Genomic DNA, 13,642 nt, shown 5'->3' with positions numbered 1-13,642 from the left:
ATCCGCCTGAAAGTAGCGCGTCCACGGCCCCCGGCATGGGTTTTTCCGGCTTAAGGCAAGGGCTTCCGGAGAGGGAGAGGGAGGCGCGCGTTACCCCGTTGTGAGCGATGCGGGGTCACCACAACCATCTTCCACGGCATCTCCCGGGGCATCTCCCGGGGCCATCTGCCGCATCACCGCGCCAGCCCCAGCCGGCGGCAGCCCGACTCCCCTCCGTCATTCGCCGGACGGGGGGCGCCCAGGGCGACCGTGCCGGCATCGGTGTCGCGGGCCAGCACGCACAGCACCGGCGGCTGGTCCGATGCCGCCGCCGGCCGCAGCAGGATGGTGAAGCCGGCCTGTCCGCGGTCGGCGGCGGGGAAGGCGGCCTGCAGGTCGGGCCGGCGCTCCAGCCCCTGGGACACCACGGTCAGCGGCACGTCGCTCACCACCGTGACGCCCTGCGTGGCACGGACGCCGGTCCAGGGCGCCCAGCCGCGCAGGCGCAGCAGCCCGTTCTCCAGCCGGACCTCGTCCAGGCTGCCGCCGGTCGGGAACGGCCCGCCGGCCGGGGCCGCATCGGCCGGAAGGACGCTCGCCTCCCGCGCCGGAATGCCGGAATTCGCGGCCCTGGGATCCAGGGCCGACCAGGGCACCCGGACCTGATCGGGATAGGGGGAGACCGGCTCCGTCACCGTGTCCGGGATGATGTGAGCGTAGCGGTTGAAGACCTGGGTAAAGCGGTCCTCCGCCATGTCGGGGAAGAGCGGGCGGAAGAAGTCCGCATGGGGGGCGATCAGCGTGTGGGCGATGGAGTTGTAGCCCCAGCCGGCCAGCACCGCCCCGGTGAAGATCGGCAGCGTCTCCACCAGCCAGCCCTTGGGGTGCGCCGCCTGCATGGCCGACAGCCGGGCGGTCAGCGCGGTCTGCGGCCGGTCGAAGATCGGCCTGGCCGACTGGATCGGGTTGAACTGCCCGAAGGTCAGCAGGTTGGCCGCCACCGCCACCCCGGCCACCAGCGTGCCCGTGCCTGTGCCCATGTCCGTGCGCGGCGCCGGCAGTCCCAGGAGCGGGATCAGACGCCACAGCGCCAGCCCGCCGGCCAGCACCAGCAGGATCGTCACGTCGAACGGGCTGGACCAGGGCGCCACGCCGCCGGCGCGCTTGGACAGCATCCAGGCCGCCAGCACGGCGGCGGTGAACAGCGCGACGCGCAGGGACGTGATCCGCCAGCGGACCGAACCGGCCAGCAACGCGGTGGCGACCAGCGCCAGCAGGCCGACCGCCACGATCATGCGCGGCGGGAAGACGCGGTCCCACAGCAGGATTTTCCCCACCGCCGCCGGGATGGGCAGCAGCATCCAGGCCGACACCAGCGCCAGCCCGCCGCCCAGCACTGCCAGGGCCGTCAGCAGCCGGCCGCGATCGACGGCTCCCCCGGCGAGTCCCTGCCGCCAGTCGGCGAAGACCAGCAGCAGCAGCGGCCAATAGCTGCCGATCGCCCCGGTCTCCACGATGTTGTGGACGATCAGGCTGTCGAAGCCGCGGGTGGTGATGAAGGGCAGGACCGTCGACAGCCAGATGCGCCAGTCGCCGCTGCCGCCGTCGCTGTGCCGCTGGCCGGGATAGACGGTCGCGGTCATCGCCTGCAGCGGTTCGGCCAGATAGGCGTAGACGGTGCCGGCGGCCAGGGCGGCGGCCAGCCCCGCCGTCGCCAGCAGCGGCCACCGCAGCAGGTCGCGGCGCAGCGCCAGCACCAGCACGGCGCCGACGAAGCCCAGCGACAGGATCACCGGCGGGTAGAAATGCGACAGCAGCCACACCGCCGCCAGCCAGTAGAGCAGCAGCCCCTTCACCGGCAGCCGCAGCGGCGCCGCCAGCGTCACCAGCAGCCAGGGGAACAGGGCGAGCAGCGGCCCGGTGGTGGTCCAGGCATATTGGGTGTAGCCGGCGAAGAAGGCGAGCAGCGAGAAGCAGACCGAGATGCCCGGCGCCATCCCCAGCATCCGCCCCATCCGCTGATAGCCGATCAGGAACAGGGCGATGAAGGCGGCGTGGTAGATGGCGAAGGCATGGGCCGGATCGACCAGGAAGAAGGCCCAGTATTGCGGCTTGAAGGGCAGCGCCCAGTCCCGCAGGGGCAGGGCGTTGAAGTTGCGCAGATCCTCGTGATAGGGCGAATGGGCATTGTGGCGGGCGAAATCATTGTCGACAGCGATCTGCAGATAGGGCGTCCACACCGCCCATTCGTCGCTGCGGATGTCGCGCGGCTTGCCGAGCACAAGGCCGCTGTCCTCCGTCACCCCCATCTGGCGCAGCGCCACCCCGTAGGAGGAGGGCGTCCAGGCCAGTGCCGCGTAGAGCACCGACAGGGCCAGCACGACGGCGGCGAACAGCCCCCCGGTCGAGACGGTCAAGGATTTGGGCATCGGGGACTCACCAGATTGCAGACCGACGAACGCGCCGGAGGATGTAGCGGAAGGGCAGGAAAGGTCGCCGAGCCGCTCAAGTCAAAGCTTGGCAGCCGGCTGGCCTTGTAGCACCGCAATGGCGATGATCCAACATGGAGCGACGGCACCCTGTTGGGCATCCCCTCGCTCTCAGGGCTCGCGGATGCTCTCGTCCAGCGCGCGGATGACGGGATAGAGGAAGTAGGACAGCACCGAGCGGGTGCCGACCCGGATCTCGGCCGAGGCGACCATGCCGGGGCTGAGCAGGGTGCCGTCGGGCACCGCCTCCAGGTGGGTATCGGTCAGGCGGATGCGGGTGCGGAAGACGGCGCCGGCGGCCGGGCGGGGGGCGTCGGCGTTGATGGAGTTTGCCCCGCTTCCTTGCGAGCCGCCCTGGGCCGGGTCGTGGGTGAAGGCGTCGGCGCTGATGGTGCGGATCTCGCCGGACAGGGTGCCGTGGCGCTGGAAGGGGAAGGCGTCCAGCTTCACCCGCACGAAGTCGCCGACACGGATCAGACCGATGTCGCGCGACGGGATCTCGGCCTCCACCTCCAGCGGCACGTCGGCGGGGACCAGGGTGACCAGCGGCTCGGCCTCGCGGACGACGGAGCCGACGGAGCGCTTGGCCACCTCGAGCACCACCGCGTCGACCGGGGCGGTCAGGGTGACCAGCGAGCGGCGGCGCTCGGCCTTGGCGATCTGCTCCACCAGGGTGGCCCGCTGGCGGGTCTGCTCCACCAGCTCCTCCGCCGTCTTGCGGCGCCATTCGTCGACGAAGGCGGCGCGGTCGGCCTGGATGCCGCGCAGCTCGTGCGCGCTCTCCCGCTCGCGGTCCTGCAGGGCGGTCAGGTCGTCGCGCATGCGCAGCCGCTCGATCCGCGCCTCCAGCCAAGTCAGGCGCGAGCCGGTCTGGCGCTCCTGAAGCTGGCGGCGGATGTCCTCCACCTCGCCGACCACGGCCAGCCGCTCGGCAAGGCCGGCCTGGGCGCGGCGGCTGGCGGCGATGGCGCTGTCCAGCTGCCCGGCCTTCTCGTCCAGCGAGGCGAGGCGGGAGCGGTATTCGGCGCGGCGGCGCTCCAGGATGGCGGCCTGCACCGCAGCGTCAGGATTGCCGGCGGCGGGGGTGAAGTCGCTGCCGTCCAGTTCGGCACGCAGCCGGCCGATCTGCGCCTCGACGCCGGCGAGCTTGCCGGTCAGGTCGGCCAGATCCGCCGCGGCGAAGGTGGGGTCGAGCGTCGCCAGACGGTCGCCGGCCCGCACACGGTCGCCGACCTGCACGTCAACGCCGCGCACCACCGCGGTCTCCAACGGCTGGGCCACCACCAGCGGCGCCGTGGTCACCAGCCGGCCGCCGGCGGTGACGATGCGGTCGACCTGGGCGAAACCGGCCCACAGGACCAGCGCCACCAAGAGCCCGGCCAGCACATAGAGGGTGGAGCGCGCGAGCCAGGGCAGCGGCGCATGTTCGATCGCCGCCCCGTCCGGCAGATAGTCCAGCGCGAAGCCCGGCGGCGGTGCCGACGGCGCCGGCAGGGCGGGGCGACGGCGGCCAGAGGGAGAGGGAGAAGGAGGGGTTGGGGCGGCCTTGGCCGGGACGACCACCTCCCGGCCGGTCTCGACCGCTTCGGTTTCCACCGCTTCGGCGCCCTGATCTGCCCCGGATATGCGTGTATCGGGCATGGCTTCAGCGCCCCCGGTTCTGCTGCTGCCACAGATGCCGGTATTCGGCGCAGCGGTCGAGCAGGATGGGATGGGAGGCGAGGTCGAGCAGGCGGCCCTGCTCCAGCACGGCGATGGTGTCGCAGCCGGTCAGGGTGGACAGCCGGTGGGTGACGATCAGCACGGTGCGGCCCTGGGCGATGCGCCGCAGGTTGGCCATGACGATGGCCTCGCTGTCGGGGTCGAGCGCGCTGGTCGCCTCGTCCAGGATCAGCAGGCGCGGCTGGGGCAGCAGGGCGCGGGCGATGGCGATGCGCTGCTTCTGGCCGCCGGACAGGTTGCTCGCCCCCTCCTCCACCAGCGTGTCGTAGCCGTCGGGCAGGCGGTGGATGAACTCGTCGGCGCCGGCCAGCCGGGCGGCCTCGACGATCTCCTCGCGGCTCGCCTCGGGCATGGTCATGGCGATGTTGTCGCGGATGGTGCCGCGGAACAGGAAATTCTCCTGCAGCACCACGCCGATGGAGCGGCGCAGATGACCCAGATCCAGCTCGCGGATGTCCAGCCCGTCATAGCGGATGCTGCCCTCCTGCACCGGATAGAAGCCCTGGAGCAGGCGCATCAGCGTGCTCTTGCCCGAGCCGCTGCGCCCGACCAGCCCGACGACGGAGCCGGCCGGCACGGTCAGGGTGACGCCGTCGAGCGCCGCCGGCCGGTTGCGGTCGTAGCGGAAGCCGAGGCCCTCGATCTCGATGCGGCCAATCAGGGCGGGGCAGGCGCCGCTGCCCTCGCGCCGGGGCTCGGCCGGATGGTTCATCACCTCGCCCAGCATGCGGACGGAAAGCGCGGTCTCCTGGTACTGGTGGATCAGCGAGACGATCTGGACCAGCGGCGTCACCACCCGGCCCGACAGCATCTGGAAGGCGATCAGCGCGCCGACCGACAGCTGGCGGTCGAAGACGTCGAAGGCGCCGACGGCGACCACCGCCACCATCATCGCCTTTTCCAGGAACTCCGTCACCGTGCGGGCGGCGATGGAGATGCGGCCGACCCGGTAATGGCTGGTCACCGCGCGGGCCGCCTTGCGGTCCCAGCCGCGGCGCTGCTGCGGTTCGAGCGCCGAGGACTTGACGGTGCGCATGCCGTGGATGGTCTCCACCAGCATGGCCTGCCGCTCGGCGTCGGCGTTGTAGAGATCGCGCAGGCGGCTGCGGTAGACCGGCACCAGCGCGACCACCACCCCGGCGATCAGGGCCGCGAACAGCAGGGCCACCAGCGTCAGCTTGACCGAATAGAAGAACAGCACCGGCAGGAAGACCAGCAGCACCAGACTGTCCAGCACGGTGGACAGCAGGTTTCCGGTCAGGAACTCGCGGATGCGCTCCACCTGCTGCATGTGGCGCACGGTGACGCCGGCCGAATGCCCGTCGAAGAAGGTGATGGGGAGGTCGAGCAGATGGCCGAAGGTGCGGTTCAACAGGCGGATGTCGATGCGGTTGGCCGCCGACAGCAGGATGAACTGGCGCAGGAAGCGGAAGGCCGCCTCGAACAGCAGGGCGGCCAGCACGCCGATGGTCAGCACCTGCAAGGTGGCGACGGTCTCGTTCACCAGCACCTTGTCGATCACGATCTGGAAATAGACCGGGACGGCAAGGGCGAGCGCGTGCAGCACCAGCGCCGCCACCACCACGTCGCGGAAGGCGGATTTCTGGCGCAGGATCTCCGGCACGAACCAACGCAGGCCGAAGGGCTGACGCGGGTCGGCGAGGCCGCGGCGCGGCTTGAGGAAGACCAGCTCGCCGTCCCAGCGCTCCAGGAAGCGGTCGCGCGGCACGTCGATCACGTCCAACCGGTCGGCCAGCGGGTCGACGACGCCGACCACCGGTTCCTCCGCCGGGTCCGCAGGACGCGACAGCCCGACCAGGATGACGGTGTTGCCGTTGGACAGCCGCGCCAGCAGCGGGAAGACGGGGGGCAGGGCCTGCAGGGCCTTCCAGTCCAGCCGGCGGGCGGTCGCCTTGAAGCCGGTGGCAGCGGCTATGCGCAGCAGGTCGGCGGTGGACGGCTCGCCATTTGGTCCGCTGGGGCCTGGGGCGACGCGGGCGCGCAGGGCGGACGGCGAGGCCGACAGGCCGTGATGGCGCGCCACCAGCGTCAGGCAGCGCAGCGCGGTGCTTTCGTTGCGATCAGGGGCGCCACGGTCGGGGGCGGCGTCCGGACCCGGCGGAGGGGGCGGCGCGACGGTCGTGCTGGCGTCCGGCATCGGTCAGCCGAAATTCGGCGAGCGGGGCCGTCCGGAGGGAGCCGGCGTCGCGGGGCCAGTGGACGGACCGGTGGGGGAGGCGGGCTGGATCGTCGCCTGCACCGGGCTCTGGAAGACCGGAGCGGCAGGGACCGCAGGAGCGGAGACGGGCGCACCCGGCACGGAGCCGGAATTGGGCGGCAGCACGCCGGCCGCCTCCAGCCGCTGACGCATGCCCTCGAGCGCGGACAGGCTGGCGAGGAAGCCGGGCAGGCTCATCACCACCCGCTGGCGGATGGCGGGCAGCGGCTGGCCGTTGGCGTCCTTGCGCAGAGCCGACAGGCTGAACAGGTCGATGCGGACCATGCCGTTGCCGAAGCCGATGTCGAAGACCCCGTCGGCATAGAGTTCGGGGATGCGGTCGTCCGGCGGCGGCTCGATGGTCATGATGGTCCCGGCAGCAGAAGGCGGGGCGCCGCTGCGGCACCCTCGCATCCTCTTTCTACCGGAAGGTGGCGATCCGGACCAAGCCACCATTGTCCAGAACCGCAGGAAGACACAGGCGACGCCTCCGCTTGCGCGGAGGCTCTTGTCGTTGGCCTCAATCGCCGACGAGGCCATCCGGCCTCTTGGCTGTCGCGGGCACGTGCCCGCGGGGCCGCGGTCGCGGCCCTCCACCGGCACCACCGGTGCCGGTGGGTCACGATCGCTCAGTTGCGGCCGTAGACGTCCTCGAGCCGGACGATGTCGTCCTCGCCGAGATAGGAGCCGGACTGCACCTCGATGATGGTCAGCGGCACCTTGCCGGGGTTCTCCAGCCGGTGGACCGTGCCGATCGGGATGTAGATCGACTGGTTCTCGTAGACCATCACCTGCTCCTCGCCGCGGGTGACCAGCGCGGTGCCGTTGACGACCACCCAGTGCTCGGCCCGATGATGGTGCTTCTGCAAGGAGAGGCGCGAGCCGGGGGCGATGGTCAGGCTCTTCACCTGGAAGCGGTCGCCGGTGTGCAGCGACTGGTAGGAGCCCCAGGGGCGGTGGACCCGGCGGTGGCTGACGGACTCGCTGCGCCCCTCCGCCTTCAGCCGGTCGACGATGCGCTTGACGTCCTGGGCTTGGCTCCGGTCGGCGACCAGCACGGCGTCGTCCACCACCACCACCACGGCGTTCTCCACCCCGACCACCGCGGTCAGGTGGTTCTCGCTGCGGACGTAGCAGTCGCGGGCCCCCTCCAGCAGCACGTCGCCGACGATGACGTTGCCCTCGCCGTCCTTGTTGCCGACATCCCACAGCGCCGACCAGGCGCCGACATCGGTCCAGCCGATCTCGCAGGGGACGACGGCGGCGCGGTCGGTACGCTCCATCACCGCATAGTCGATGGAGATGCTGGGCGCCTTGGCGAAGGCGGCGGCGTCCAGGCGGAAGAAGTCGAGGTCCCTGGAGCCCTGGTCCAGCGCCTCGCGGCAGGCGGCCAGCACCGCCGGGGCGTGGCGCTCCAGCTCGGCCAGCAGGCGGGCGGCCGGGAACAGGAACATGCCGCTGTTCCAGGCATAGGTGCCCTCGGCGAGATAACGCTCCGCCACCTCCAGCGACGGCTTCTCGACGAAGGCGGCGACGTTGTAGGCGCCGTCGGCCTCGTCCATCGAATGGCCGCGGCGGATATAGCCGTAGCCGGTCTCCGGCCGGGTCGGGGTGATGCCGAAGGTGACCAGCCGGCCGGCCTGGGCGGCGCGGACGGCGATGGCGATGGCGCGGCGGAAGGCCTCGGCGTCGCGGATCTCGTGGTCGGCCGGCAGGATCAGCAGCAGCGCGTCCGGATCCTCGGCCGCGACCGCGAGGGCGGCGAGCGCGCAGGCGGCGGCGGTGTTGCGGCCGGCCGGCTCCAGGATGATGCCGCGCGGCGAGCAGCGCGACTGGCGCAGCTGCTCGGCGGCGAGGAAACGGTGTTCCTGGTTGCAGATCACCAGGGGGGCCGAGAAGACGGCATCCGCGGCGCCGCCGGCCAGCGTGGAGCCGGCTTGGCTGCTGACCCGCAGGGCGGTGTCCTGGAGCATCGTCCGGTCGGAGCAGAGCGGCAGGAACTGTTTGGGATACAGTTCGCGCGACAAGGGCCACAAACGGGACCCCGTACCGCCGGACAGCAGCACCGGGACGATCTTCTGCGCGGAATTGCCGTTCATCCTGCCGCCATTCATTGTGTTGAACATGTGGCCGGGCGCCGGAAAACCAAAGGCAGGACCAATGGCCGGCGCCACGGCGGTTCGTTATAGACCGCGCTTTCCATGCTCCACAAGCACCCCTCCGAGACCCACCCGACCGGGGCGCCTCTTCGGGATGGGGGTGGGATCGGGGCGGTAAGGAGCGAGACAAGACTCCAAACATCCCCCCGCCGGCCCCCCGTTCGGCGGCGATAAGGCCAGGGTCGAGGTTGGAGTCTTGTCGCGCCCCCCTGCCGGCCGATCCCCGGAGCACCCCCGGATCCGGGGCCGGCGGCTCCAACAGGGACGAATGGGGACGGCGATGCGGCAAAGGCTGGACGGATGGGGGCGCGACAGAACTCCAAACCCCGGGTGCGGATCGGATCGGCGCGGGGCATGAATCACGGGCAGACGGCGGTCGATTCGGCTCCGCGACTCGGAAATAAGCGAATCGGAAGCGATTCGGGGCCGAATCGAAATGTCCCGCCTGGAGTCTTGTCGCGTCCGACGGAAAATCCACAGGCAATCGGGACTATCCGCTGGAGTCTTGTCGCGGGAATTCTGGAGTCTTGTCGCGCGACTCGCGATTCTCTACTGGAGTCTTGTCGCGCAAACTATTAACTGAATCAAATAACCGTACAAATAGTTTGAGCGACAAGACTCCAAATTGCTGGCACTAACCGGCCGTGATATAGGGTTCCTCGCAAAGTCGTGCCAAGGTCAGCTCGCTATGGGACAGATACATACCCTGATCACCCAGCTAGGACGTGACCAGGCGAAGGCGCTCCAGACCGATCCGGATCAGCGTTCGCTAGTCGATGTCGCCGCTGCCGTCCTCGAAGAGGAGCGGCAGGAGCTTGGCATCACCTATTCGGGCTTCGCGCTGACGGCTCTTCCGCATCGTCGTCTTCCCGACGACCAGCCGTGGGAGCGTCGCGGACATAAGATCCGCTTGCTGATCGAGCCGGGACGACTGCCGATCCGCAACGGTGGCTTTAAGCTTTACGGTGTTCCGTACGGCAGCCGCGCGCGGATGATCCTGCTGTATCTCCAGACCCGGGCGATCCAGACCGACAGCCGCGAGGTCGAGCTGGGCCGCAGCATGCACGAATGGCTTGACCGCATGGGCCTGTCGGTCGGCGGCCAGACCTATCGCGACATCCGCGAACAGGCCTCGCGCATCGCCGCCTGCAACCTGACCTTCGCCTGGGAGGATGCCCACAGCATCGGCTTCGAAAAGGGGTCGATCGTCAAGGGCGGCATCCATTTCTCGGCCAATGCCGGGGCGGAGCCGGGGCAGGGGTCGCTATGGGAGGACCGCGTCCTGCTGTCCGAGGCCTTCTTCCGCGAGCTGAAGGCCCACCCGGTGCCGATCTGGGAGCCGGCGCTGCGCCACATCCAGAACAACAGCACCAGCATCGACATCTATATCTGGCTGGCCTACCGGCTGCACAGCCTGAACCGTTCCACCCCGATCACCTGGCCGGCGGTGTTCGAGCAGTTCGGCGCCGGATACAGCCGCCTGCGCGATTTCCGGAAGCGGTTCATCGAGGCTCTGCAGCTTGCGCTTGCGGTTTATCCCGATGCGCGGGTCGATGTCGAGGAACAGGGGCTGATGCTGCACCCCTCGCCGCCGCCGATCCCGGAGCGCAAGTTCGCGCAGCTTTGCCGGTAGGGGCTGCGCACGCACCCTGCCCGCCACTCCGCCCGCATGACGATCATCCCCGCGAAGGCGGGAATCGAGGCTTCCGGCCCGCTTCCGGTCCAAGCGCTTGACATGACTGGATTCCCGCCTTCGCGGGAATGACGGCTTGTGGACGTTCGAGCCTGCGGTGCCGCTTCCTCCCCCCTGCGACAAGACTCCAAACTCCGCCTCCTCAGGGATTGGCGCGCAGGGCCTTCGCCAGCGGGGTCAGCAGGCGGCGGAGCGCCTGCTCCAAAAGACTTTCGTCCAGCTTGCCGGGCAGCGCCAGAGCCTGGGGCGGCATCATGAAAAACGGCGCGCTACCGGCGGATCCGCTGCGCTGGAGGGTCGCGGCGAGCGAGAAAATCCGCTTTCCGTCATCCGGCCGCAGCGTGGCGTGGACCAGCAGCAGCAGGGTTCCCGGGTCGACAATGCGGGCATCGTTGGGGACGAGCACCGCGACCGCCGGGCCGGAGGCCAGCAGTCCCGACAGCACCGCCGCGGCGCGGCCACAGAGCGCGTCATCCCCGAGATCGGCGGCCGGGCCGGCCTCGGCGTCCACGGCACAGAGCAGGCCGACGCGCTCGACCCGCTGGAAGAAGGGCAGGGGGGACATGGCTGGCGACATGGCGGCGGCCTCCGGGATGTGAAGCAACAGGCTGGCGGCGAGCAGCAGCGCCGGTCGGATCCGCATCATCGCACCTTTTCCATGTCGGTGGCCCCGGTCCCCATGGCGGAGCCGGCATCGTCCGGCAGGAAGCCGCCGACCTGCCGGCGCCACAGCCGGGCATAGGGGCCGTCGCGGCGCAGCAGGGTGGCATGGTCGCCGTCCTCCAGGATACGGCCGGCTTCCATATAGAGGATGCGGTCCATGCCGGTGACGGTCGACAGCCGGTGGGCGATGGCGATCACCGTGCGGCCTTCGAACAGGCCGAGCAGGGCGTCCTGGATCAGATGCTCCGTCTCGGAGTCGAGCGACGAGGTCGCCTCGTCCAGCACCAGGATCGGCGCGTCCTTCAGGAAGGCGCGGGCGATGGCCACCCGCTGGCGCTCGCCGCCCGACAGCTGGATGCCGCGCTCTCCCACAACGGTGTCGTAGCCGCCGGCGCGGCCCTCGATGAAGCGGTCGCAATGGGCGCGGGCCGCAGCCGCACGGATGGCGTCGTCGCCGGCTCCCTCGCTGCCATAGGCGATGTTGTCGCGGATGGAGCGGTGGAACAGGCTGGGCAGCTGCGGCACCTCGGCCACCGCGCGGTTGAGCGAGGCGAGGCTGACCTCGGCGATGTCCTGGCCGTCGATCAGGATGCGGCCGCCCTGCACCGGGAACTGGCGGCGCAGCAGCCGGACCAGCGTGCTCTTGCCCGCCCCCGACGGGCCGACCAGCGCCACCCGCTCCCCCGGCCGAATGATCAGCGACAGGCCGTCGAACACCGCCCCGCCTCCCGGATGGGCGAAGCGGACATCCTCGAAACGGATGGCACCCTCGGTGACGGCCAGATCGGGGCGGCCGGGCGGATCCGGGATCTCGTGCGGGCGGACGATCAGCTCCAGGGCGCCGGACAGGATGCCCAGCTGTTCGAAGAAGCCCAGCATGCGCGTCGACAGGCCCCAAACATTGGCGCCGACGATGCTGGCCAGCGAGAAGACCATGGCGAAGTCGCCGACGCTCATGCGGCCGGCCGTCGCCTCCGACACGGCGAGGCCGATCAGGGTGATCTGGAAGACCAGCAGGGCGTTGAACAGCCAGAACCACATCCTGGTCAGGAACCAGCGCAGCTCCTTGGAGCGGTCGATCTCGCCGGTCAGCGCGTCGGACAGGCCGGCCAGCTCCTGGCGGCGGCGGGCGAAGGCGCGCACCAGCTCGGCATTGGCGATGACGTCGACCATCCGGCCGGTGGTCGACGACACTTCTTCGGAGAAGGCGTGCGACAGCCGCAGGCAGCGCCGGGCCAGCAGTGCCGACAGGGTCAGGTGCGCGGCGGTCCAGCCGACCAGCAGCCCGGCGAACAAGGTCTGGGCCGAGGCCAGCAGGGTCAGGCCGATGGCGAGTATGACAACGATGCGGATGATGTCGTTGGTCAGGATTTCCAGGATCTGGATGGCGCTCTGCCCGGCCTGCTTGACCTTCTGGCCGAGGTTGCCGGCGAAATTGTCCTGGAAGTAGCGCGGCGAATGGTCGATCAGGTGGTCGAACAGCCGGACCTGGATGGCATGGCGCAACGCGGGCGAGGTGTGGAGGTCCACCAGTTCGCGCAGGCGGTTGAACAGGGCGGACGCGATCCACAGCCCGCCCAGCAGCAGGAACCAGCGCATCACCTCCGCCGTCCAGCCGGGAGAGCCGGCGGGCTGGTTTCCCGACAGCCCGGCAAGCGCGTCGACCAGCCCGCGCATCGCCACCGGCTCCATCCCCATCAGCCCGATCCCGCCGGCGGCGGCGAGGTTCAGCAGGATGGCGCGTCCGAGGAAGCCGTCGCGCACGAACATCCACAGGAAGCGCCAGGGGGAGGACGGCAGGGCAGACGGGGTGAGGGTAGACGGGGTGAGGGTAGACGGGGTGAGGGTAGGCAAGGGGCGTCGGCGCTCCGTCGCGCGATGGGCCGGGCACCGCCGGCGGACGGAAACCTTATAGGCGCAAGGCGACAGCGGCGGAACGGATCCTTCGTGGGACTTGAGAAGGCCGCGGCTCGCGGGGGATGAGCCGCCGTCGGGCGTTCCGCGTCAGACCGGCCCCAGATCCCGGTTCGCCAGGAGACTGGCCACCGCCTGCTCCCTCAATGCGTGGCGGAGCGCCGGCCGGTCGTACAGCTCCGCCGGGGCGAGGGACCGGGCGTGGTCGTCGCTGACCACGTCCACCAGCAGGACGATGCGCTGCGCCTCCGGCGCGTTCTCCACCTGATGGGGAAAGGTGAAGTCGGCAGCCCACGGCACGCCGGCCGGATAGGCGGCGGGGCTGTCGCCGATCCAGGTCACCGCGGCGGACGGGACGAGGACCGGAACGATCAGCCGCGCTTCGGGCCAGTGCAGGGCGGCATTGTCGTAATGCCAGCGGAGCAGGCCGCCCGGCTCCTGCCGGTGGACGTAGCAGGACAGGATGCGGCAGCCCAACCCCTCCAGCAGGCCGCGGGCGCTCGGCATCAGGTCGAGCGCCGGGGTCGGCCGGCCGATGGCGCGCATGCCGTCGGAGCCGAGCCCCTCGTCGATCAGGGTGATCGACGACCAGCTGCCGTCGCCGGCCCTGAACTGGCGCCCCTCGTCCCCCGTCGCCGCGTCGAGGGCCGCGAACTCGCGCTGAAGCGTTGCCGCATCGGCGCGGACGGTCAGGGGGGCATGCAGCATCAGGCCGCTGCCGACGGTGACCTGCTGCCAGGGATGGAGGAGCTGCATGGCGGACGGGCCGTTCGGTTGTGGGTCTGACCGGTTATTAAACTTTTTT

Annotated in this window: 9 protein-coding genes; 1 reads left to right on the top strand and 8 read right to left on the bottom strand. The window is 70.3% G+C overall.

Translation table 11 applies throughout. From position 1 onward, the window contains the following. Positions 1 to 173: 173 nt before the first annotated feature. The 5 genes from FZ938_RS21220 to FZ938_RS21195 form a co-directional block, all read right to left on the bottom strand. Positions 174 to 2,408: a DUF7657 domain-containing protein gene (locus FZ938_RS21220; RefSeq protein WP_149200426.1), complete on the bottom strand. Its 2,235-nt coding sequence runs from the start codon at positions 2,406 to 2,408 to the stop codon at positions 174 to 176. A 171-nt stretch (positions 2,409 to 2,579) separates the two neighbouring features. Next, entirely contained in the window at positions 2,580 to 4,109 is a 1,530-nt protein-coding gene (locus FZ938_RS21215) for an HlyD family type I secretion periplasmic adaptor subunit (protein WP_149200425.1), read from the bottom strand. Positions 4,110 to 4,113: 4 nt separating this feature from the next. After that, positions 4,114 to 6,348: a peptidase domain-containing ABC transporter gene (locus FZ938_RS21210; protein ID WP_174756983.1), complete on the bottom strand. Its 2,235-nt coding sequence runs from the start codon at positions 6,346 to 6,348 to the stop codon at positions 4,114 to 4,116. A 3-nt stretch (positions 6,349 to 6,351) separates the two neighbouring features. Continuing rightward, positions 6,352 to 6,774 carry a hypothetical protein gene (locus FZ938_RS21205; protein ID WP_149200424.1) on the bottom strand — a complete coding sequence of 141 codons (423 nt, stop codon included), beginning with the start codon at positions 6,772 to 6,774 and terminating at the stop codon, positions 6,352 to 6,354. A gap of 263 nt (positions 6,775 to 7,037) precedes the next feature. Beyond that, positions 7,038 to 8,507: a mannose-1-phosphate guanylyltransferase/mannose-6-phosphate isomerase gene (locus FZ938_RS21195; protein ID WP_149200422.1), complete on the bottom strand. Its 1,470-nt coding sequence runs from the start codon at positions 8,505 to 8,507 to the stop codon at positions 7,038 to 7,040. Positions 8,508 to 9,255: 748 nt separating this feature from the next. Between FZ938_RS21195 and FZ938_RS21190 the strand changes: the two genes are divergently transcribed. Continuing rightward, complete coding sequence (locus tag FZ938_RS21190) at positions 9,256 to 10,200, top strand: replication protein RepA (RefSeq protein WP_012978551.1); 945 nt, start codon at positions 9,256 to 9,258, stop codon at positions 10,198 to 10,200. Positions 10,201 to 10,402: 202 nt separating this feature from the next. On the opposite strand, the gene FZ938_RS21185 is transcribed toward FZ938_RS21190, so the two are convergent. The 3 genes from FZ938_RS21185 to FZ938_RS21175 form a co-directional block, all read right to left on the bottom strand. Beyond that, the gene (locus FZ938_RS21185; RefSeq protein ID WP_246457173.1) at positions 10,403 to 10,906 is read right to left on the bottom strand and encodes a hypothetical protein; all 504 of its coding nucleotides are present in this window, start codon (positions 10,904 to 10,906) and stop codon (positions 10,403 to 10,405) included. Then, on the bottom strand, positions 10,903 to 12,777 hold the full coding sequence (locus tag FZ938_RS21180; RefSeq protein ID WP_246457172.1) for an ABC transporter ATP-binding protein: 1,875 nt from the start codon (positions 12,775 to 12,777) through the stop codon (positions 10,903 to 10,905). The genes FZ938_RS21185 and FZ938_RS21180 overlap by 4 nt, the downstream gene beginning before the upstream one ends. A gap of 150 nt (positions 12,778 to 12,927) precedes the next feature. After that, positions 12,928 to 13,593 carry an aspartyl/asparaginyl beta-hydroxylase domain-containing protein gene (locus FZ938_RS21175; RefSeq protein ID WP_149200421.1) on the bottom strand — a complete coding sequence of 222 codons (666 nt, stop codon included), beginning with the start codon at positions 13,591 to 13,593 and terminating at the stop codon, positions 12,928 to 12,930. Positions 13,594 to 13,642: the final 49 nt, after the last annotated feature.

This window comes from Azospirillum oryzae (assembly GCF_008364795.1).
Lineage (GTDB): Bacteria > Pseudomonadota > Alphaproteobacteria > Azospirillales > Azospirillaceae > Azospirillum > Azospirillum oryzae.
Note: the sequence above shows the minus strand (reverse complement) of the source record. Positions and strands in the feature narration are given on the sequence as shown.

Bases quoted from the DNA above. Each gene is read 5' to 3' on its own strand.
- FZ938_RS21205 (WP_149200424.1), bottom strand. From the start codon at position 6,774: ATGACCATCGAGCCGCCGCCGGACGACCGCATCCCCGAACTCTATGCC.
- FZ938_RS21210 (WP_174756983.1), bottom strand. From the start codon at position 6,348: ATGCCGGACGCCAGCACGACCGTCGCGCCGCCCCCTCCGCCGGGTCCG.
- FZ938_RS21185 (WP_246457173.1), bottom strand. From the start codon at position 10,906: ATGATGCGGATCCGACCGGCGCTGCTGCTCGCCGCCAGCCTGTTGCTT.
- FZ938_RS21195 (WP_149200422.1), bottom strand. From the start codon at position 8,507: ATGAACGGCAATTCCGCGCAGAAGATCGTCCCGGTGCTGCTGTCCGGC.
- FZ938_RS21220 (WP_149200426.1), bottom strand. From the start codon at position 2,408: ATGCCCAAATCCTTGACCGTCTCGACCGGGGGGCTGTTCGCCGCCGTC.
- FZ938_RS21215 (WP_149200425.1), bottom strand. From the start codon at position 4,109: ATGCCCGATACACGCATATCCGGGGCAGATCAGGGCGCCGAAGCGGTG.
- FZ938_RS21190 (WP_012978551.1), top strand. From the start codon at position 9,256: ATGGGACAGATACATACCCTGATCACCCAGCTAGGACGTGACCAGGCG.
- FZ938_RS21175 (WP_149200421.1), bottom strand. From the start codon at position 13,593: ATGCAGCTCCTCCATCCCTGGCAGCAGGTCACCGTCGGCAGCGGCCTG.